General features: G+C 70.1%; 17 protein-coding genes. 4 read left to right on the top strand and 13 right to left on the bottom strand.

From position 1 onward, the window contains the following. Nucleotides 1–4 precede the first annotated feature (4 nt). From ACIBVP_RS11185 to nadD, 3 genes are all read right to left on the bottom strand, one after another. Nucleotides 5–619, bottom strand: a complete 615-nt coding sequence (locus ACIBVP_RS11185; protein ID WP_396105923.1) for a histidine phosphatase family protein — start codon at nucleotides 617–619, stop codon at nucleotides 5–7. After that, on the bottom strand, nucleotides 616–1,017 hold the full coding sequence (gene rsfS, locus ACIBVP_RS11180; RefSeq protein WP_396105921.1) for a ribosome silencing factor: 402 nt from the start codon (nucleotides 1,015–1,017) through the stop codon (nucleotides 616–618). The genes ACIBVP_RS11185 and rsfS overlap by 4 nt, the downstream gene beginning before the upstream one ends. A 66-nt stretch (nucleotides 1,018–1,083) precedes the next feature. Next, on the bottom strand, nucleotides 1,084–1,674 hold the full coding sequence (gene nadD, locus ACIBVP_RS11175; protein WP_396105920.1) for a nicotinate-nucleotide adenylyltransferase: 591 nt from the start codon (nucleotides 1,672–1,674) through the stop codon (nucleotides 1,084–1,086). A gap of 124 nt (nucleotides 1,675–1,798) precedes the next feature. Between nadD and ACIBVP_RS11170 the strand changes: the two genes are divergently transcribed. Further along, on the top strand, nucleotides 1,799–3,901 hold the full coding sequence (locus tag ACIBVP_RS11170; RefSeq protein WP_396105919.1) for a RecQ family ATP-dependent DNA helicase: 2,103 nt from the start codon (nucleotides 1,799–1,801) through the stop codon (nucleotides 3,899–3,901). A gap of 191 nt (nucleotides 3,902–4,092) precedes the next feature. Here the strand turns inward: ACIBVP_RS11170 and ACIBVP_RS11165 are convergent, their stop codons facing one another. After that, on the bottom strand, nucleotides 4,093–4,665 hold the full coding sequence (locus ACIBVP_RS11165) for a hypothetical protein (protein ID WP_396105918.1): 573 nt from the start codon (nucleotides 4,663–4,665) through the stop codon (nucleotides 4,093–4,095). A 156-nt stretch (nucleotides 4,666–4,821) separates the two neighbouring features. Here ACIBVP_RS11165 and ACIBVP_RS11160 point away from each other — a divergent pair, with 156 nt between their 5' ends. Beyond that, nucleotides 4,822–5,274 carry a MarR family winged helix-turn-helix transcriptional regulator gene (locus ACIBVP_RS11160; protein WP_396105917.1) on the top strand — a complete coding sequence of 151 codons (453 nt, stop codon included), beginning with the start codon at nucleotides 4,822–4,824 and terminating at the stop codon, nucleotides 5,272–5,274. A gap of 37 nt (nucleotides 5,275–5,311) precedes the next feature. Here the strand turns inward: ACIBVP_RS11160 and ACIBVP_RS11155 are convergent, their stop codons facing one another. The 7 genes from ACIBVP_RS11155 to ACIBVP_RS11125 all read right to left on the bottom strand — a co-directional run bounded on the left by ACIBVP_RS11155 (nucleotide 5,312) and on the right by ACIBVP_RS11125 (nucleotide 14,304). Beyond that, a complete protein-coding gene (locus ACIBVP_RS11155) occupies nucleotides 5,312–6,634 on the bottom strand; it encodes an FAD-dependent oxidoreductase (RefSeq protein ID WP_396105916.1) in 1,323 nt (440 codons plus the stop codon). Between the two features lie 123 nt (nucleotides 6,635–6,757). Then, a complete protein-coding gene (gene proB, locus ACIBVP_RS11150) occupies nucleotides 6,758–7,867 on the bottom strand; it encodes a glutamate 5-kinase (RefSeq protein WP_396106409.1) in 1,110 nt (369 codons plus the stop codon). Between the two features lie 8 nt (nucleotides 7,868–7,875). Further along, nucleotides 7,876–9,351 (bottom strand): GTPase ObgE, encoded by a 1,476-nt coding sequence (obgE, locus tag ACIBVP_RS11145; RefSeq protein WP_396105915.1) that lies wholly within the window; start codon nucleotides 9,349–9,351, stop codon nucleotides 7,876–7,878. Nucleotides 9,352–9,438: 87 nt separating this feature from the next. Then, nucleotides 9,439–9,696: a 50S ribosomal protein L27 gene (gene rpmA / locus ACIBVP_RS11140; RefSeq protein ID WP_396105914.1), complete on the bottom strand. Its 258-nt coding sequence runs from the start codon at nucleotides 9,694–9,696 to the stop codon at nucleotides 9,439–9,441. A gap of 13 nt (nucleotides 9,697–9,709) precedes the next feature. Further along, nucleotides 9,710–10,021 carry a 50S ribosomal protein L21 gene (gene rplU, locus ACIBVP_RS11135; RefSeq protein WP_396105913.1) on the bottom strand — a complete coding sequence of 104 codons (312 nt, stop codon included), beginning with the start codon at nucleotides 10,019–10,021 and terminating at the stop codon, nucleotides 9,710–9,712. Nucleotides 10,022–10,177: 156 nt separating this feature from the next. Next, on the bottom strand, nucleotides 10,178–13,333 hold the full coding sequence (locus tag ACIBVP_RS11130) for a translation initiation factor IF-2 N-terminal domain-containing protein (protein ID WP_396105912.1): 3,156 nt from the start codon (nucleotides 13,331–13,333) through the stop codon (nucleotides 10,178–10,180). A 221-nt stretch (nucleotides 13,334–13,554) separates the two neighbouring features. Then, nucleotides 13,555–14,304 carry a TIGR03936 family radical SAM-associated protein gene (locus ACIBVP_RS11125; RefSeq protein WP_396105911.1) on the bottom strand — a complete coding sequence of 250 codons (750 nt, stop codon included), beginning with the start codon at nucleotides 14,302–14,304 and terminating at the stop codon, nucleotides 13,555–13,557. 293 nt (nucleotides 14,305–14,597) lie between these two features. Between ACIBVP_RS11125 and ACIBVP_RS11120 the strand changes: the two genes are divergently transcribed. Beyond that, the gene (locus ACIBVP_RS11120) at nucleotides 14,598–16,046 is read left to right on the top strand and encodes a S8 family peptidase (protein WP_396106408.1); all 1,449 of its coding nucleotides are present in this window, start codon (nucleotides 14,598–14,600) and stop codon (nucleotides 16,044–16,046) included. Here the strand turns inward: ACIBVP_RS11120 and ACIBVP_RS11115 are convergent, their stop codons facing one another. Further along, entirely contained in the window at nucleotides 16,047–17,969 is a 1,923-nt protein-coding gene (locus tag ACIBVP_RS11115) for a TIGR03960 family B12-binding radical SAM protein (RefSeq protein ID WP_396105910.1), read from the bottom strand. 156 nt (nucleotides 17,970–18,125) lie between these two features. On the opposite strand from ACIBVP_RS11115, the gene ACIBVP_RS11110 reads away from it, so the two are divergent. Next, entirely contained in the window at nucleotides 18,126–18,536 is a 411-nt protein-coding gene (locus ACIBVP_RS11110) for a DoxX family protein (protein WP_396105909.1), read from the top strand. Nucleotides 18,537–18,562: 26 nt separating this feature from the next. Here ACIBVP_RS11110 and ACIBVP_RS11105 read toward each other — a convergent pair whose 3' ends face one another. Further along, nucleotides 18,563–19,330, bottom strand: a complete 768-nt coding sequence (locus ACIBVP_RS11105; protein WP_396106406.1) for an ABC transporter permease — start codon at nucleotides 19,328–19,330, stop codon at nucleotides 18,563–18,565. Between the last annotated feature and the right edge of the window lie 6 nt (nucleotides 19,331–19,336).

Raw genomic sequence — 19,336 nt, 5'->3', positions numbered from 1 at the left:
CGGGTCAGCCGGTGATGCCGGCGTTGTACACGATCAGGCGCCACGCCAGACCGCTCGTGGCGCGGCGCGCGAGCACCACCCAGTGGCAGTTCCCGATGCCGCCCAGCTTCGCCCAGGTGGTGACCGGCAACTCGAGGAGGTGCCCGGTCAGCGCCGTGATCAGCCCACCGTGTGCACACAGGACCGCCGTGTCCTCAGTGGACTGGTCGAGGTCCGCGACCACCTCGGCGGCACGCGCGGCGACCTCGACCCGAGCCTCGCCACCCGGCGGTGTCCAGGTCGGGTCGGTCTGCCAGACCTGCCGCGCGCCCGGCCACTGCTCGTCGACCTCGGGACCGGTCATGCCCTGCCAGAGGCCGAGGTGCGTCTCCCGCAGCCGCTTGTCGAACCGCAGCGGCACGCCGGTGGTCTCGGTGAAGATCGTCGCGGTGTCCGTGGCCCGTTTCAGGTCCGACGCGACGACGACGTCCGGCGAGAACCTGGCCAGCGCCGGTACCGCGAACTTGGCCTGGTTGCGCCCCACGTCGGTGAGCACCGAATCCAGCTGGCCCTGCATCCGGCTCGACGCGTTGTAGTCGGTCTCGCCATGTCGCCACAGGACGAGCCGGCGCAGTGTCACGTCGGACCGCCCTCGGTACCGTTCGTCTCGGCCGGCATCCCGTCCGGGACGAACTCGATGCGCGGGCAGTCCTTCCACAGCCGCTCGAGGCCGTAGAAGGCGCGTTCCTCGGCGTGCTGCACGTGTACCACCACGTCGACGAAGTCGAGCAGCACCCAGCGGCCTTCACGTGCGCCCTCGCGGCGCACCGGCTTCGTGCCCGCCGCGCGCATCTTCTCCTCGACGTTGTCGACGATGGCGCCGACCTGCCGCTCGTTCGGCGCCGAGGCGATCACGAAGCAGTCCGTGATGACCAGCTGGTCCGACACGTCCAGCACGATCACGTCGCTGGCCTTCTTGTCAGCTGCCGCATTGGCGGCGACCAGCGCCAACTCGCGTGCGTCGTGCGTAGCGGCCACGTCACTCCTCGTTCGTCAAAGCGGCAGTTCAACCCTGAGAGAGTACCCGTGCGGAGGCCAACCGGGTTAAGCCTCCCGGTACAGGTCCCTCTTGCTGATGTACTGGACCACGCCGTCGGGAACCAGGTACCACACCGGGAGGCCGGAAGCGACCCGTTCACGGCACGCTGTCGAGGATATCGCCATCGCGGGCACGTCGATGAGACTTACCGAACCGGCGGGCAGGTGACGGCTGTCCAGCCGGTAGCCGGGCCTGGTCACGCCGACGAAATGGGCGAGCGAGAACAGTTCCGCCGCCTGCCGCCAGGACAGGATCTGCTCCAGAGCGTCCGCGCCTGTGATGAAGAACAGCTCGGCGTCCGGGTGGATCTCGCGCAGGTCGTGGAGCGTGTCGATCGTGTAGGTGGTGCCGCCGCGCTCGACGTCCACTCTGCTGACCGAGAAGCGCGGGTTGGACGCCGTGGCGATCACCGTCATGAGGTAGCGGTCCTCGGCGGCGCTGACCTTCCGGTTGCTCTTCTGCCAGGGCTGCCCCGTCGGCACGAAGATCACCTCGTCGAGGTCGAACTTGGCCTGGACCTCGCTGGCGGCAACGAGGTGCCCGTGGTGCACGGGATCGAAGGTGCCACCCATGATCCCGATCCGACGACGCGTCATAGCTGGTCAGCGTACGTGTAGCGACTCCGGCGCGGATGTGTCACCCACCACGTGTCCGAGCGAAAGTCCCATTCGCTCGGGCTTGTTCTGGCCCACTCACGCCGAATGCGTCATCGTGGATCTCGTGGACGAGCAAGCACTTCGCAACTCAGCAGAAAACCGACTCCGTGCCCTCGCGGGCGACGGCGCGACGTTGCGGGACGACCAGTGGACAGCGATCAAGGCGCTGGTGGTCGACCGCAGGCGGGCGCTGGTCGTGCAACGCACCGGGTGGGGCAAGTCGGCCGTGTACTTCCTCGCCACCGCACTGTTAAGGGAACTGGGCAACGGACCGACGGTGATCGTCTCGCCGCTGCTCGCCCTGATGCGCAACCAGATCGACGCGGCGGCGCGGGCGGGGGTGAACGCGGCGACCATCAACTCCGCGAACCTCGACCAGTGGCTGGACGTCCAGGCCGACGTCCTCGAGGGCCGGACCGACGTGCTGTTGGTCAGCCCCGAACGGTTGAACAACCCGGACTTCCGCGAGACCGTGTTGCCGGAGCTGACGGCGTCGGCCGGGATGCTGGTGGTCGACGAGGCGCACTGCATCTCCGACTGGGGCCACGACTTCCGGCCGGACTACCGCAGGCTTCGCACGCTGCTCACCAAGCTCCCGGACGGCGTGCCGGTCCTGGCCACCACGGCGACCGCGAACGACCGCGTGGTCCGCGACGTCGCCGACCAGCTCGACCTGGGCAACCAGGACACGCTCGTGCTGCGCGGCGAACTCGACCGGGCCAGCCTGCACCTCGGTGTGCTGGACATGCCGACACCGCAGGCGAGGTTGGCGTGGCTGGCCGAGCACCTCGGCGAGCTGCCGGGTTCCGGCATCATCTACACGTTGACGGTCGCCTCGGCGCACGAAGTGGCGTCGTACCTGCGGGACAGCGGGTTCGAGGTCGCCGCGTACTCCGGCAGGACCGAACCCGCCGAGCGAGAACGGATCGAGCAGGACCTGCTGGCCAACCGGATCAAGGCCGTCGCGGCGACCTCGGCGCTGGGCATGGGTTTCGACAAACCGGACCTGGGGTTCGTCATCCACCTCGGCTCGCCGTCGTCCCCGATCGCGTACTACCAGCAGATCGGCCGTGCGGGACGCGGCGTCGAGCGGGCGGAGGTACTGCTCCTCCCCGGCATCGAGGACCGGGCGATCTGGAAGTACTTCGCGTCGCTGGCGTTCCCACCGGAACCCGCTGTGCGGCAGGTGGTCGACGCTCTGGCCGCGGCCGACCGTCCGCTGTCCACAGTGGCCCTCGAACCGCAGTGCGACCTGTCCCGGTCGCGGCTCGAGATGGTGCTGAAGGTGTTGGACGTCGACGGCGCGGTGCGTCGGGTCAAGGGCGGCTGGACCGCCACCGGCGGTGAGTGGCGGTACGACAGCGAGCGCTACCGCGGCATCGCGGAGGCGAGGCAGGCCGAGCAGCAGACGATGCTCGACTACCAGTCGACCGACCGGTGCCGCATGGAGTTCCTGTTGCGGCAGCTGGATGATCCGCATGCCGCGCCGTGCGGACGCTGCGACAACTGTTCAGGACCCAGGTGGAGCACCGAGGTGTCGTCGGACCGGATCGAGGAGGCGAGCGAGCGGTTACGTCGTCCCGGCGTCGAGGTCGATCCGCGTCGTCAATGGCCAAGCGGCATGGCGCGGCTGGACGTGCCTCTTTCCGGTCGAATCGGCGCGGAGGTGGTCGCGGCACCTGGTAGGGCACTGGGCCGGCTGACGGATGTCGGGTGGGGCAACCGTTTGCGCGACATGTTCGCCCCGGCCACCGACGACGGCCCGGTGCCGGACGACGTGGTGAACGCGTGCATCAAGGTGCTGGCGTCGTGGGACTGGGAGGCGCGTCCGGTCGGCGTGGTGACGATCGGTTCGCAGAGCAGGCCGAAGCTCGTGTCCAGCCTCGGTGAACGGCTCGCGACGATCGGCCGGCTGGAGTTCCTAGGCCAGATCGGCTCGGAACCGTCCGGCGAGCACCGCGCCAACAGTGCCTTACGCCTGGCCCAGGTGTGGCGGAAACTGACCGTCGACGCACACCTGACGGAGCGGTTGTTCACCGTGAACGGGCCGGTGTTGCTGGTCGACGACCGCATCGAGACAGGCTGGACGATGACGGTCGCGGCCAAGCTGCTGCGGGAGGCAGGTGTGCCGGCAGTCCTTCCGTTCGTTCTGGCGACCACCACCTGAGAACCCCGTAAAGGCACGCGTGACCAGCACCGTCGACGGGCCGGTGCTGGTCACGGGAACCCGGTTGGCGGCCTCGAGGCGCCTCCGGGCGATGAGTGGTGCGCGGCTGCTCAAGCACGCAAGCATCCGCCGGGTGCGCTCGCTCCTTGACAACTACACAGTGTGAAACCATCCCGGCCCTGCCAGGGTGCTCATTCCCACGGGAAGCGCGTCGTCACCGGCTCGGGGGCGGGCAGTGACTGTGCTGCGGCCAGGCGCTTGACCGACTGCGGCGTCTCACCGATCTGGAACGCGGACACCCGTTCCCCGACGCGGACGGTGGCGTATGAGCCTTCCAGCGGCACGTCGGCGGGGATGGCGATCTCGTGTACGCCGGGGGTGAGTTCGTCGTCGACCGCGATCGCCGACTGGGCAACCGGCTCCGGCGGCACGAACGTGGCCCAGAGTCCTTCGACCACAACGGACTCGGCGTCCGCGAGCGTGACACGAAACGCCCGCGCCGCGGCGTCGTACTCGACACCGGGTGCCCCTCCCGCAAAGAACTCCTCCACCTGTGCGACGAGCAACGGCGCGATACCGCCCAGCCCCTGCATGACACGCGCACTCGGATTGAGCGTGCCGATCTCCGCCCGCAGATACTCCTTCTTGTCCTGCGGCACCATGCCGCCCAAGATCACGAGATCGACCTCGCGCATGTCGTAGTCGTCGAGCAGCCGGTCGAACTGGTTGCTCGCGTTCGCGCCGTATCCGCGGTCGCGCAGCATCGCGACAGTGTCGACGAGCACTGATCCGCTGCGTCCGACGATCAGTACGCGCCTCGCTCTGTCCGACATCTCAACTCCTTGTTGGCCGCTCCAATGTTGGCGCGACCAACACTAACAGATCGTTGGCTTGACCAACAATCACGTACACTCCGCGGCATGCGCGAGCACGCCAATCCCCGCCGCACCCCGGACCGGCTCAAGGACCGCCCAACGTGGCTGCTGGGCCAAGCCGCCGCACGAGCATCCGCACTGCTGGCCGCCGGATTCGCCGCCCACGGTGACGGGCTGCGCGGATACCACTACCGCCTGCTCGCCGCACTCGAACAATGGGGACCCGCCAGCCAAGCCGATCTCGGCCGCGACACCGGCATCGACCGCAGCGACGTGACCGCCGCCCTCACCGAACTCGAAGCACTCGACCTGGTCACGCGCGAAACCGACCCCGGCCATCGGCGGCGCAAGATCGTGTCGATCACGAAATCCGGCACAACGAAGCTACGCAAACTCGACGCGGTGCTCGACGGCATCCAGCAGGAACTGCTCGCTCCCCTGTCGCCGACTCAACAAGAGCAGTTCGCGGTGATCATGGCGCGGCTCAGCGACCAGTGAGCGACCAACGGCACGTCGAGGTCGCCGGTACGGCGTGTCAGTCGTTGCCCAGGTCGGCGAACACCTTGCGCTTCAACGGAGGCACGAGGGTGAACACCCGCAGCGCGAACTTGAACATCGAGCGGCCCAGCCGGTTGTTCGAGACCGTCTGCTCGGCGGTGCGCAGGGACAGGCGGACGGCGGCGAATCCGTAGTCGATCATCTGGGTCTCGTAGTCCCGAATGGCGGCGAGCAGTTCCCGCCCGCCCTCCGCGGCGTCGATCAGGTTGCGGGCCAACAACTGGGCGTCCCGGAGCGCGGTGTTCGCACCGATGCCGCGGAAGGGCGTCATGCTGTGGATCGCGTCGCCGAGGACGGTGACGTTCGTCGTATCCCACTGGTTCACCGGCACCGAGGTGCGGATCGGCAGGAGGGTCACGGTCTCCCCCGGCGTTTCCGCCACCATCCGCCGCAGGTCCGGGTGCCACCCGGCGACCTGGCGCCCGGCCAGGTCCCGGAGGCCACTGCCGTCCAGTGTGGACAGCTGAGTGGCGCCACACGAGAACGCGTCCTGGTTCGCGGCATAGGCCCACATGAGATAGCTGGTGGTGTTGTCGAAGTGGAGTCCGAGCCGTGCGGACTCGTCGTTGCCACCGACGCTGTTCGCCGCGGCGGACAACAGGCTGTCACTGAGGTCGTGCGGGGCCATGAACATGCCGCAACCGGAGGGCGGCAGCACGTTGTTCGGTCCGTCCTGCATCCGGCGCGGCAGCCAGCGCTGGACTTCGTCGGTGAGCGGGAGCTTGCCCGCGATCGCGCGGATCCCGGTGTCGATCCGTCGTGCCTCGGGCAGGTACTGGCGGCGCACCCGCGAGTTGGCCCCGTCGGCGCCCACGAGGACGTCGGCGGTCGCGGTGGTGCCGTCGGCGAAGTGGCACGTGACAGTGCCGTCCTCGGCCCGTTCGTAGCGTTCGAACTCCTTGTCCAGGTGCAGCACGTCGGCCAGCCCGGCCGACAGCACCTGGTGCAGGGTGATCCGGCTGACCGAGTGGTGCGAACGGGCCGGGTCCCGCTCGGCCCCGGAGGTGACGTCGTCCTCGATCACCAGCAGGTCCTTGAACTGTTCGTCGACGAACCCGAAGGCACCACCCGGGCTCCCGCACGTGTCGACGAATGCCCGCCACTGGTCCGACGGCAGGCATTCGTGCAGGGCAGCTGCGCCCTTGGGGTTGATGTGCACGCGATAGCCCTGGAGCCGGTCGCTCCGAACCCCGCTGCGCTCGTAGACGGCGACGGACACGCCGGCCTTGCGCAGGGCCTGCGCAAGACAGAGCCCTCCGGTTCCCCCACCGATGATTCCCACCCGGAACTGACCACCCATGTCGATCCCTCCGTCTCGTCGATCGCGACAGAGCGATAATCAATCATCTGGTTGACTAAGTCAAACCTTTAGTTGATTCTTTGGGCATGCTTCCCCACCGAGAGGCTCTCCGGGCAGAACGGATCAGAGGCGCAGTGGCACGAGGTCGTCGGCGTGGACGACCTCTCGCCGGTGTTCCGGGGCGAGGTCCTCGCTCGAGTGGCCGATCAGCATGGGCAGCTCGGCGGCGTCGAAGGCCACCACTCCGCGCGCCACGACGTTGCCCCGCGGGTTGGTCAGCTCGACCACGTCGCCCGCCTCGAACTCACCGGTGACCGAGGTGATGCCCGCGGCCAGCAGAGAACGGCGACGGTCGACGACCGCCTTGACGGCACCGTCGTCGAGCTGGAGTTTTCCCCGGGGGTCGGCGGCGTAGGCCAGCCAGAAGCGGCGTGGCGTCAGTCGGCGGCCCACGGCCGCGAAGGCGGTGCCGACGTCGGCGGTGCCGAGGGCTCTGGCGGCGTCAGCGGCGGCGGCGAGCAGCACGGGAACACCGGAGGCCGACGCGAGCCGGGCGGAGGCGAGCTTGGTGGCCATTCCTCCGGTGCCGACGTCCGAACCGACGTCGTCGGCGTCCACGTGTGCCAGGTCGGAGTGGTCGAGCACTTCGGCGATGCGCTTCGCGTCGGTCCGGCGGGGGTTGCCGTCGTACAGGGCGTCGACGTCGGAGAGGAGGACCAGCGCGTCCGCGCCGACGAGGTAGGCGACGAGCGCGGCGAGGCGGTCGTTGTCGCCGAACCGGATCTCCTCGGTCGCCACCGTGTCGTTCTCGTTGACGACCGGGACCACGCCCAGCGCGAGCAGGCGGGACAAGGTGCGCTGTGCGTTGCGGTAGTGGGCACGTCGGACGACGTCGTCCGACGTGAGCAGGACCTGGCCGACACGGAGACCGTAGCGGGCGAACGACGACACGTAGGCGTGGCCGAGCACCAGCTGGCCGACGCTGGCGGAGGCCTGCTGGGTCGCCAGGTCGCGGGGGCGGCGGCTGATGCCGAGCGGCGCGAGACCGGAGGCGATGGCACCGGAGGACACCAGCACCACCTGGCTGCCCGCGGTGCGGCGGGCGGCCAGCGCGTCGACAAGGGCGTCGAGGCGGGCCGGGTCCAGGCCGCCCTCCGCGGTGGTGAGGGAGGACGAGCCGACCTTCACCACGATCCGTCGGGCGGCCGCCACCTGCGACCTGGTCGCGGACAGCACTCCGGTCACGACAACTCGTCGTCTTCCTGCTCGTCGGTCTCGTCGGCCGGCTCCTGGCTCGACGGCGTGCGGCGCGCGATCTTGGCCGCCTTGCGTTCTGCCGCACCGACACGGTTGTTGCGCTCGAGCCGGGGGTCGCTGCCGCGGTTGTGCATCACCACGTCGACACCGGCCGGGGTGGACGGCTCCCAGTCGAAGGTCACGCCGCCGATGGTGACCGGGCAGCCCGGCTTGGCGCCGAGTTCCGCGAGCTCCTTCTCGACACCGAGCCGGTTCAGGCGGTCGGCGAGGTAGCCGACGGCCTCGTCGTTGTCGAAGGCAGTCTGGCGGACCCAGCGTTCCGGCCGCTCGCCGCGGATGATGAAGCCGCCCTCCTGTTCGGGGTCCTCGACCACCGTGAAACCGACGTCGTCGACCGCGGGCGGGCGTAGGACGATGCGGCTCGCCTCGAGCGACGGGCGGGTCGCACGGTCCTCCTCGACGATCTTCGCGAGCGCGTAGGACAGCTCGCGGAGGCCTTCGTGGCTGGCGGTGGACACGGCGAAGACGGGGAGGCCGCGTGCCTCGAAGTCGGGGCGGACGATCTCCGCGAGATCCCGGGCATCCGGCACGTCGATCTTGTTGAGGACCACGACGCGCGGCCGTTCGGCGAGGCTGCCGCCGAGGCCGGGCGTGTAGCGGGCCAGTTCCTCCTCGAGGGCGTCCATGTCCGAGACCGGGTCGCGGCCGGACTCGTAGGTCGCGCAGTCGACGACGTGGACGAGCACCGAGCATCGTTCGATGTGGCGGAGGAAGTCGAGTCCGAGTCCCTTGCCCTGGCTCGCGCCCGGGATGAGGCCCGGCACGTCGGCGACGGTGAAGGTGGACTCGCCCGCGGTGACGACGCCGAGGTTGGGCACGAGCGTGGTGAACGGGTACTCGGCGATCTTGGGGCGTGCCGAGGACAGCACCGAGATCAGGGACGACTTGCCCGCCGACGGGAAGCCGACGAGACCGACGTCGGCGACCGACCGCAGTTCGAGTACGAGGTCCGCGATCTCGCCCGGCTCGCCGAGGAGGGCGAAGCCGGGGGCCTTGCGGGCCTTGGACGCGAGGGCCGCGTTGCCGAGACCGCCTCGGCCGCCCCGAGCGGCGACGAAGCGGGAGCCGTTGCCGATGAGGTCGGCGAGCACCTCACCGTCCTCGGTGAGCACGACGGTGCCGTCGGGCACCTTGAGTTCGAGCGACTCGCCCGTCGCGCCGTCGCGGTTGCTGCCCTGCCCCTGCTTGCCGTTGGAGGCGCGGGAGTGGGGGCGGAAGTGGAAGTCGAGCAACGTGTGCACCCCGGAGTCGACGACCAGCACGATGTCGCCGCCGTTGCCACCGTTGCCGCCGTCCGGGCCACCGAGAGGCTTGAACTTTTCGCGGTGCACCGAAGCGCAGCCGTTGCCACCGTTGCCGGCGGCCGCGTGGATGACCACACGATCAACGAATCGGGACACTGCGAAAACCTTCCTGGAACGCAAAAGAGGGACGGGCCGCTAACTCGTCGGCCCGCCCCTCGTGGGGTCTTGCTTCGGTCGCGGGCTTCAGCCCTCGACCGGGACGATGTTCACGGTCTTGCGACCGCGCTTCTCGCCGAACTGGACCGCACCCGCGGCCAGGGCGAACAGAGTGTCGTCACCGCCGCGGCCGACGTTGACGCCCGGGTGGAACTTGGTGCCGCGCTGGCGGACCAGGATCTCACCGGCGTTGACCTGCTGGCCGCCGAAGCGCTTCACACCGAGGCGCTGGGCGTTGGAGTCGCGTCCGTTGCGGGAGCTGGACGCACCCTTCTTGTGTGCCATGGCTGTTCAGCTCCTACTTGGTCTTGATGCCGGTGACCTCGACGCGGGTCAGCTTCTGGCGGTGACCCTGCCGCTTGTGGTAGCCGGTCTTGTTCTTGAACTTGTGGATACGGATCTTCGGGCCCTTGGTCTGGGCCTTGATGACACCGTTCACGGACACCTTCGCCAGGGCGTCGGCGTCCGTGGTGACCTGGTCCCCGTCGACGACGAGCAGTGCGGGGAACGTGAGCTCGGCGCCCGGCTCACCGTCGAGCTTCTCGACCTCGACGATGTCGCCAACGGCGACCTTGTACTGCTTGCCGCCGGTCTTGACGATCGCGTACATCGGACGCAACTCTCCTGCTACTCGACTGCTTCGGAAAACCTTGGGGCTACGCGGCGACCGGGCGAGATGACACCGGGCTCGCGCACGAGTCGGCCCACCAACGCGGCGGGCCGACCCCCAGGATACGTGCCTGCCGGAACGGGGACCAAACCGGGGTCAGCCATCGTGCTGGACGGTGACCGGAGGCCCGGCCGGACGCGAGGCCGCGCGGCGCGGCTGCCTGCGGGGCGGTGTCGCGGGCGCGGGCACCGACGGAGCGAGCGAGGACTCGGACTGGCCGGCCGTGCCGTTGGTTCGCTCCCGCGGGCGCTCGCCCGGCTCGCTCGCCTGGTCGGCGTCGGGACCGGCCGCGGCCGACTCCTCGGTCTCGACCTCGGCGGCCGGGTAACCGCTGGTCACGGGCTCGGCTTCCGTCTCGACACCGGGCTCGGCGGTCGCAGGCTCGGCTTCCTCCGCCACGGCGGCCCCAGGCTCGCCAGGCGAGGTCGTCGCGCTTTCGGCCGTGGTCGGCTCGGCGGGCTCCGGGGTGGTCGGCTCGGGGCCGGTCGACGGGGCCGGGCCGGCGTGGACGCCGTTGGTCTCCGCGCGGCTCGCGGCGACCTCCGTGCCGTTGGCGTGGCTCGCGGCACGGGCCTCGCCCCGGTTGCGGGTGCGGTGACGGCTGCGCTCGCGCGTCGGCTCCTCAGCGCCGGCCTGCGGCTGGGTGTCCTTGGCCTCCGGCTGGGTGTCCGGCTCGGCGGTCTCGGACTCCGCCTGCTCGACCACGGCGACCTTGGTGGTGGCCTTGGCGATGTCGCGGACGGCCTCCTTCGCGGCCTGGGCGGCGGCTTCCTTGGCCTGGTCCTTGTTGGCGCCCTTGTCCTTGCCCTCCTCGCCGCGGCCGCGGGAGCGGCGGGTACCGCCCCGGGGCGACTCGGTGTGGGTGTGGCCGTTCCCGTTGCCGGGCTTGGTGACCGGCTCGGTGGAGACCAGGACGCCCCGGCCCTTGCAGTGCTCGCAGGTGGTGCCGAACGCCTCGAGGAGGCCGGTGCCGACCCGCTTGCGGGTCATCTGCACCAGCCCGAGGGAGGTGACCTCGGCGACCTGGTGACGGGTGCGGTCGCGGCCCAGGCACTCCGTCAGCCTGCGGAGGACCAGGTCGCGGTTGGACTCCAGCACCATGTCGATGAAGTCGATGACGATGATGCCGCCGATGTCGCGCAGCCGGAGCTGGCGGACGATCTCCTCGGCCGACTCCAGGTTGTTCCTGGTCACCGTCTCCTCGAGGTTGCCCCCAGAGCCGGTGAACTTGCCGGTGTTGACGTCGATGACGGTCATCGCCTCGGTGCGGTCGATGACCAGGTAGCCGCCGGAGGGCAGCCAGACCTTGCGGTCCAGCGCCTTGAGCAGCTGCTCCTCGATGCGGTACTCGGCGAAGACGTCGGTGTTCCCGACATGCTTGCGGAGACGGTCGGCGAGCTCGGGCGCGACGTGGCTGACGTACGCGTCGACGGTCTCCCAGGCGGTGCCACCCTGGACCACGAGCGCGGAGAAGTCCTCGGTGAACAGGTCGCGGACGACCTTCACCAGCAGGTCGGGCTCCTCGTAGACGAGGGATGGCGCGTTGACCTTGCGGGTGCCGCCTGAGCCCTCGGTCTTGTCCTTGATGACCTGCCACTGGGCCTGGAGGCGGCGGACGTCGCGCGCCAACTCCTCCTCGCTGATGCCCTCCGAGGCGGTGCGGATGATCACGCCGGCGTCCTCGGGGACGACCCGCTTGAGCACGTCTTTGAGACGGCGGCGCTCGTTCTCCGGCAGCTTGCGCGAGATGCCGGTGGCGCCGCCACCTGGCACGTACACGAGGAAACGGCCGGGGAGGCTGATCTGGGTGGTCAGGCGGGCGCCCTTGTGGCCGACCGGGTCCTTGGTGACCTGGACGAGCACGCTGTCACCGGTCGACAGGGCCTGCTCGATCTTGCGGGCCTTGCCCTCGAGACCGGCGGCGTCCCAGTCGACCTCACCCGCGTAGAGCACGGCGTTGCGGCCCCGGCCGATGTCGACGAACGCGGCCTCCATCGACGGCAGCACGTTCTGGACGCGGCCGAGGTACACGTTGCCGACGAGGGAGCCGGAGCCCGACGAGGTGACGAAGTGCTCGACGAGCACGCCGTCCTCGAGCACGCCGATCTGGACCCGGTCACCGCGCTCGCGCACGACCATGGCCCGGTCGACGGCTTCCCGGCGGGCGAGGAACTCGGCCTCGGACAGGATCGGCGCACGGCGGCGGCCGGCCTCACGACCGTCGCGGCGGCGCTGGCGCTTGGCCTCCAGGCGGGTCGAGCCGCGGACGCTGCGCACCTCGTCGCGGCCGTCCGACTCGTTCTTGTCCTTGTCCTCGCGGGCCTCGCGGACGTGAACCACCGTGTTCGGCGGGTCGTCGTCGGTCGGGGCGCCGGTCTCGTCGTCGGCACCGCCGCGACGCCTGCGCCTGCGGCGACGCCTGCGGGTGGCGCCGTCCTCGTCGCCCTGGTCCTGCTCGTCGGCGTCCTCGGCCTCGGACTCCTCCTTGCCCTTGCGCTTGGTGGACTTGTCCGTCTTGTCGGCCTTGTCCTGCTTGGCCGCCGGCTTCGGCTCGTCCTCGGACGGCTCGTCAGCAACGCCCTCGTCCTGACCGCCCTTGCCGCGGCCACGACCACGGCGGCCACGGCGGCGGCGCGGCCTGCCCTCCTCCGAGTCGTCACCAACCGTTTCGTCGGTCTCGTCCGTTTCGTCCTCGACCGGCTCCGGCTCGTCCTTGGGCCGGGCGACCGGGCGGGACGGGCCCGCGGTGGGCTCCGGCGGGAGGAACAGCGGCGACGCCGAGGCGAACACCGGGGTGGGCGGCGTGACCCGGGAGGACTGGGACTGCTCGACGGTCTGTACACGTGCGCCGACCGGTTCGCTGAAGCCCGGCGTGCCCGCGACCCGGGGCGCGCCCTGCTGGGCGGCAGGGGCCTGCGGCTCGGTCGTCTCGACCGGGGCCTCGGCACCGGCGCGGGTGGAGTCCGGCGCGGCCGCTTCCGCGGCGGCCTCCTCCGCGTCGGCCGGGTCGGCCGTGAGAACGCCCATTGCCTCGGCGACCCGCAGCGCCAGCTCACGATCGATGCTGGACTGCACGCTGCGGCCGTCCACGCCGAGCTCCGTGACGGCCGCGAGCACCTCACGACTGCTGCGCCCCAGCAGCTTGGCGAGGGCGTGCACGCGGATCCTGGCCGGCAGGTCCGCGAGTGCCGCGGCGATGGGTGTGGTGGTGTCCCCGCCGGTGTTTCCGGCAGGCGTCGACATATCCGACATGCAGCTCCTTCACCCCCGGGCGCGTCCATCAGCACCGGCGCGACGCACCAGCACTCTCGGACGCGGCCACACGGGGGCCTCGTTGTCCTCGCTTCACCGCGCTCCTCGGGGTGAAGCGTGTTGTCGTTCCGCCGCTGGGCGGCGGGAATCCTCGCCTCTCGCCGTGTGCACCGGGCCAGGCCGGCGACCACGGCAGGTCAGTCACAACGTCGCGCCGAGCGTCACCCGCATGCCGAAGCCCGTTCGGCCCGGTCCGGGGCCAACGGGTCGGACAGACCTCCGCTGTCGTCGAGCCGCCCCTGGGCCATCCGGGTCGCCTTCGCGGGCACCGGCGGTTCCAGGGCGGCGACGACGCGGAGCGCGCTCAGCACGTCGTCCGGTCGAACGGCAGGTGTCAGCTGCCGGACAACCACGACGAGTATCCCACATGGCTCGACTGGTGTGGTTGAAGGAGACACGACCGGGTCATCTTCGACCCATCCGGTGACGATCGCGGAGCGTGCGTCGATGGTGCGCATTCCGTGCTTGGTCAGGCGCTCGACCTCGACGACCTCGGCGGCGACCAACCGCTCCCACGCGGCTTTCAGCGTGTCCGACGCCACGCCGGGAAGTTCGATCCGCCACCGGCTCGCCTCCATGCGGTCCGCCAGCGCGTCCCCTCCCGCCCCCACCGGCAGGCCGACCGCCTCGAGCAGGTCCAGGCCGGGCGGCATCGCCGCGTCCAGCACGCGGACCAGCTCGTCCGGTTCGAGCGCCTCGACCAGCTGTATCTCGACGTACTCCGCCTCGCTCGCTACCCCCGTCGGCGATGCGCCGATCCACGAGATCTTCGGATGGGGGTTGAAGCCCTGGGAATACGCCATCGGCACCCGTGCCCGGCGCAGGGCGCGCTCGAACGCGCGAGCCACGTCCCGGTGTGAGGTGAACCTCAGCGGGCCGCGCTTCGCGTACCGAAGCCGCAGCTTCTGCACCGCGGGAGCGGAAGGGTTCGGGCGGTCGTCGCGGGTCAGCGTTACTCCTTCTGGTGGTATCGGGCTGGTCCGGTGGTGTTCACTTGCGGATGCTGGCACCGTACCCCCAGGTCCAATTCCGGCGGTGAGCTTGTCTGTGGAGCGGCAAGCTGGCTACCGTCCGGACATTGGAGTGCCGGCGCCCCCGAACCGGCCGCCCCAACAAATGGAGGTCACCCGTGCCTCTGCTGCGCCGTCTGCCGGCGGCAGCGGTCAGCGCCGCGGTGTTCGCGACATCCCTGGTGACGACCGGTATGACCGCGAGCGCCCAGGTCGCCGACCCACCGTCCGACGTGTGCTCGAGCAGCAGCACCGAGCTTCGGTACCTGGTCGTGCTCGACCCCGGCACCCCCCAGCCGGAGGCCGCAGACGAGATCGCCGCGGCCTGCGGCGCGCTCACCGCGTACTACCCGCAGATCTCCGTCGCGGTCGCCGGCTCGGCCGACGACCGGTTCACCGAGCGGATGGGCACGGACCGGGCGTTCAGCGCGGAGGGCGCTCTGGCGGCGAAGCAGGGCCCCCGCAAGGACGAGACAGCGGCCGTCCGCGGCGCCACCACCGATCCGGCCGAAGTGGACCAAAAGGACTTGACCGGCAGTCAGTGGGACATGGCCATGATCGGGGCGGACGAGGCACGGCGGATCAATCCGGGCAGCAAGGACGTCGTGGTGGGTGTCCTCGACTCGGGGATCGACCCCAACCACCCCGACCTCACCGCGGCGCTCGACCCCGCGGCGTCCGCGGGCTGCCTGTCCGGCAAACCGGACAAGACCCCGGCCGCGTGGGAGCCGACGACCTCGCCACACGGGACGCACGTCGCGGGCACGATCGCTGCCGCCGACGACGGGCGCGGCACGACCGGGGTGGCGCCCGGTGTGCGGGTCGCGTCGGTGAAAGTGGTCGACGACCAGGGCTACATCCTCCCCGAGTACGCGGTGTGCGGGCTGATGTGGGCCACCGCCAACAAGATGAGGGTGACCAACAACAGCTACTTCGTCGACCCGTGGCTGATGACGTGTGACCGGGACAGCGAGCACGTCGTTTTCGAAGCGGTCCGGCGCGCCGTGGACTACGCGACGCAGAACGGGGTGCTGACGGTCGCGGCGGCGACGAACGAGGCTGCCGACCTGGCCGACCCGAGTGGACGGACCGCGGAGAACCCGGTCGCGGCGGAGGGCCGGGCCGAACGGCGCACGCTCGACGGCAGCTGCAAGGTCCTGCCCGCCGGGCTGCGCAGCGTGGTGGCCGTGTCGGCGGTGGGCAGCAACGGGCTGAAGGCCAGCTACAGCTCCTACGGGCTCGGCGTGATCGACGTGACCGCGCCCGGCGGTGAGACGAAACCGAAGGCGTACGACCCGACCGGTGTCAAGCAGGAGGAGGACTCCTGCGTGCTGTCCACCGTGCCGGGCGGCTACGACCGGTTATGCGGCACGTCGATGGCCACGCCGCACGTCGCCGGCGTGGCCGCCCTCATCGCCTCCGAACATCCGGAGGCGTCCCCGCAGAAGATCACGAAGATGCTGACGGAGAAGGCCGAACCGCTGCCGTGTCCGGCCGACTACGACCTCGACGGCACGGGGGCCCAGGACGCCTACTGCACGGGCTACAAGCCCTACAACGGGTTCTACGGCCACGGCCTGGTCGACGCGCTGGCCGCCGTGACCGGTGACAACGTCGCCGGCCAGGCGCCCACCGACGAGTGACTACACGGGCGTCAGCGGCAGCAGCTTCCTGCCGGTGGGACCGATCTCGATGTCGGTGCCCATCGCCGGGCAGACACCACAGTCGAAGCACGGGGTCCAGCGGCAGTCGTCGAGCTCCTGTTCGGACAGTGCGTCCTGCCAGTCGTCCCACAGCCAGCCCTTGTCGAGGCCGGAGTCGAGGTGGTCCCACGGCAGGACCTCGTCCTCGCTGCGCTCCCGCGTGGTGAACCAGTCGAGGCTCACACCGAGCGGCACCAGCTCCGCCGCCGCGGCGTCGGTCCAGCGCTCGTAGGAGAAGTGCTCGCTCCAGCCGTCGAACCGGCCGCCCGCACGCCACACGCGCTCGATGACACGCCCCACGCGACGGTCGCCCCTGGACAGCAGTCCTTCGATGAGGCTGGGTTTGCCGTCGTGGTAGCGCATCCCGATGTTGCGACCGAGGCCGCGGTCGGAGTTCACGGCGTCGCGCAGCTTCCGCAGGCGTGCGTCCACCGTGTCCGGGTCGCACTGTGCGGCCCACTGGAACGGCGTGTGCGGCTTGGGGACGAACCCGCCGATGGAGATGGTGCAGCGGATGTCCTTGCGGCCACTGGCCTTCCGGCCAGCACGGATGACCTCCTGGGCCATCGCGGCGATCTGCAGCACGTCGTCGTCGGTCTCGGTCGGCAGACCGCACATGAAGTACAGCTTCACCTGCCGCCAGCCGTTGGCGTACGCGGCGCTGACCGTGCGGATGAGGTCGGCCTCGGACACGGTCTTGTTGATGACCCGGCGGATCCGCTCACTGCCGCCCTCGGGTGCGAAGGTCAGCCCGGAGCGGCGGCCGTTGCGGGACAGCTCGTTCGCGAGGTCGATGTTGAACGCGTCGACGCGGGTGGACGGCAGCGAGAGGCCGGTGTTGGTGCCCTCGTACCGGTCCGCGAGGCCCTTGGTGATGTCGGCGATCTCCGAGTGGTCCGCACTGGACAGCGACAGGAGGCCGACCTCCTCGAACCCGCTCGCCTCCAGGCCCTTGTGGACCATCTCGCCGATGCCCTGGATGGACCGCTCACGCACGGGGCGGGTGATCATGCCGGCCTGGCAGAACCGGCAGCCGCGGGTGCAGCCGCGGAAGATCTCGACGCTCATCCGCTCGTGCACGCTCTCGGCGAGCGGGACCAGCGGCTGCTTCGGGTACGGCCACGCGTCGAGGTCCATGGTGGTGCGCTTGGCCACCGTCGCGGGCACGCGGTCGCGGTTGGGGACGATCGGGTTGAGGGCGCCTGTGTCGTCGAACGTGACGTCGTAGAACCGCGGCACGTAGACGCCGCCGGTCTCGGCGAGCCGGGTCAGCACCTCGTCGCGGCCGCCGGGGCAGCCCTCCTGCTTCCAGGCGCGGACGATGGCGGTGATCTCGAGGACCGCCTCCTCGCCGTCGCCGAGGACGGCGGCGTCGAGGAAGTCGGCGATCGGTTCCGGGTTGAACGCGGCGTGGCCGCCCGCGATGACGAGCGGGTGCTCGTCGGTGCGGTCCTCGGCGTGCAGCGGGATACCGGCCAGGTCGAGCGCGGTCAGCAGGTTGGTGTACCCGAGCTCGGTCGCGAAGCTGATGCCGATCAGGTCGAAGGCGCCGAGCGGGCGGTGCGCGTCCACGGTGAACTGCGGCACACCGTGCTCGCGCATCAGCGCCTCGAGGTCCGGCCACACGGCGTAGGTGCGCTCGGCCAGGACGTCCTCGAGCTCGTTGAGCACCTCGTAGAGGATCATGATGCCCTGGTTGGGCAGGCCCACCTCGTACGCGTCCGGGTACATCAACGCCCAGCGGACCGTGGTGGCGTCCCAGTCCTTGACGGTGGAGTTCAGCTCCCCTCCGACGTACTGGACGGGCTTCGACACCCGCGGCAGCAACGGCTCCAGACGGGGAAAGAGGGACTCGACACTCATAGTGGTCCAAGCGTAACCCCCGCAGGTGAGGACGCACGGCGGCGGCTCTCCTCGCACTGGGCCGGCCAGCCACACGACGTGGCCGGACGTGTTGCCAACGTGATCCCACCAGCGGATAGTTGAGCCTTGAACAATCCCTTTCGACGGAGGTTCGGTATGGACGTCGTCGCTCTCATCGGCCGGATTCTGTTCGTGCTCCTGTTCCTCGGGTCGGCCTTCGGCCACCTCACCCAGGCCGATGCCATGGCCGGGTACGCCTCGTCCCGCGGCGTGCCGCAGGCCAAGCTCGCCGTGCTCGGCAGCGGTGTGCTGATGCTCATCGGCGCGCTGATGGTGCTGCTCGGGATCTGGCTCGACCTCGGCGCGCTCCTGCTCGTGATCTTCCTCGTCCCGACGGCGCTCCTCATGCACCCGTTCTGGAAGGAGACCGACGCGATGGCCAAGCAGACGGAGATGATCTCCTTCCAGAAGGACATCGCGCTCGCCGGTGCGGCACTGCTGATCCTCGCGCTGTACGCGGGTTACGGCCCCGGGCTCGGGATCACGATCACCGGTCCCCTGTTCTGAGGCACACGCGCCCTGCTGCCGCGTGGTCAGCGCAGCAGCAGGGCGCCCAGCCTGCGGGCCGACACCACGACACCCAGCGCGGCCATCACCGCGAAGTACCCGACGTGCCAGAGCATGCCCACCTCGACCACACCGCCGCACAGCCGCCGCATCAGCTCGATCGCGTGGTACAGCGGGAGGCACCGCACCACGGCCTGGACGACCGAGGGGTAGACGTCCAGCGGGAAGAACGTCGTCGAGAACAGGAACATCGGCATCAGGAAGAGCTGGATCAAGTCGAAGTCCTGCCAGGAACGCATGAACGTCGTGCAGGCCATGCCCACGGCCGCGAACGAGAACGCCACCAGCAGCGCGGCGGGCAGTGCGAGCAACGCCCAGGGCGAGGTGAGCAGGCCCATCGACAGCATCACCGTCAGAAACCCGCCCGCGTACAGGCCGCCGCGCAGCAGCGCCCACGCGATCTCGCCGACGGCGACGTCGACCGGTCCCAGCGGGGTCGCCAGCATCGCGTCGTACAGCTTGGCGTACTTGAACTTGAAGAAGATGTTGAACGTCGCGTCGTACACCGCGCCGTTCATCGCGGACGCGGCCAGCAGCGCGGGCGCGACGAAGGCGACGTAGCTGACCGGCTCGCCCCCGGGCCCGATCACGTCGCCGACCAGGACTCCGAACCCGACGCTCATGGCGAACAGGTAGAACAGCGGCTCGCAGAACCCGGACACGACCGCGAGCCAGGCACGGCGGTTCACCAGCAGCGACCGCTCGACGAGCGCGCGTGCGCGGCCGGCGTACATGCCGGT

The organism is Actinophytocola sp. NPDC049390, assembly GCF_044466355.1.
In the GTDB taxonomy this organism is placed as follows: domain Bacteria; phylum Actinomycetota; class Actinomycetes; order Mycobacteriales; family Pseudonocardiaceae; genus Actinophytocola.
This window is presented reverse-complemented; position numbering and strand designations above follow the sequence as displayed.

Coding starts and splice junctions, on each gene's coding strand:
- nadD (WP_396105920.1), bottom strand. CDS start 1,674: ATGACGCGTCGTCGGATCGGGATCATGGGTGGCACCTTCGATCCCGTG.
- ACIBVP_RS11165 (WP_396105918.1), bottom strand. CDS start 4,665: ATGCTGCGCGACCGCGGATACGGCGCGAACGCGAGCAACCAGTTCGAC.
- ACIBVP_RS11160 (WP_396105917.1), top strand. CDS start 4,822: ATGCGCGAGCACGCCAATCCCCGCCGCACCCCGGACCGGCTCAAGGAC.
- ACIBVP_RS11155 (WP_396105916.1), bottom strand. CDS start 6,634: ATGGGTGGTCAGTTCCGGGTGGGAATCATCGGTGGGGGAACCGGAGGG.
- rpmA (WP_396105914.1), bottom strand. CDS start 9,696: ATGGCACACAAGAAGGGTGCGTCCAGCTCCCGCAACGGACGCGACTCC.
- rplU (WP_396105913.1), bottom strand. CDS start 10,021: ATGTACGCGATCGTCAAGACCGGCGGCAAGCAGTACAAGGTCGCCGTT.
- ACIBVP_RS11130 (WP_396105912.1), bottom strand. CDS start 13,333: ATGTCGGATATGTCGACGCCTGCCGGAAACACCGGCGGGGACACCACC.
- ACIBVP_RS11120 (WP_396106408.1), top strand. CDS start 14,598: ATGACCGCGAGCGCCCAGGTCGCCGACCCACCGTCCGACGTGTGCTCG.
- ACIBVP_RS11115 (WP_396105910.1), bottom strand. CDS start 17,969: ATGAGTGTCGAGTCCCTCTTTCCCCGTCTGGAGCCGTTGCTGCCGCGG.
- ACIBVP_RS11110 (WP_396105909.1), top strand. CDS start 18,126: ATGGACGTCGTCGCTCTCATCGGCCGGATTCTGTTCGTGCTCCTGTTC.
- ACIBVP_RS11105 (WP_396106406.1), bottom strand. CDS start 19,330: ATGTACGCCGGCCGCGCACGCGCGCTCGTCGAGCGGTCGCTGCTGGTG.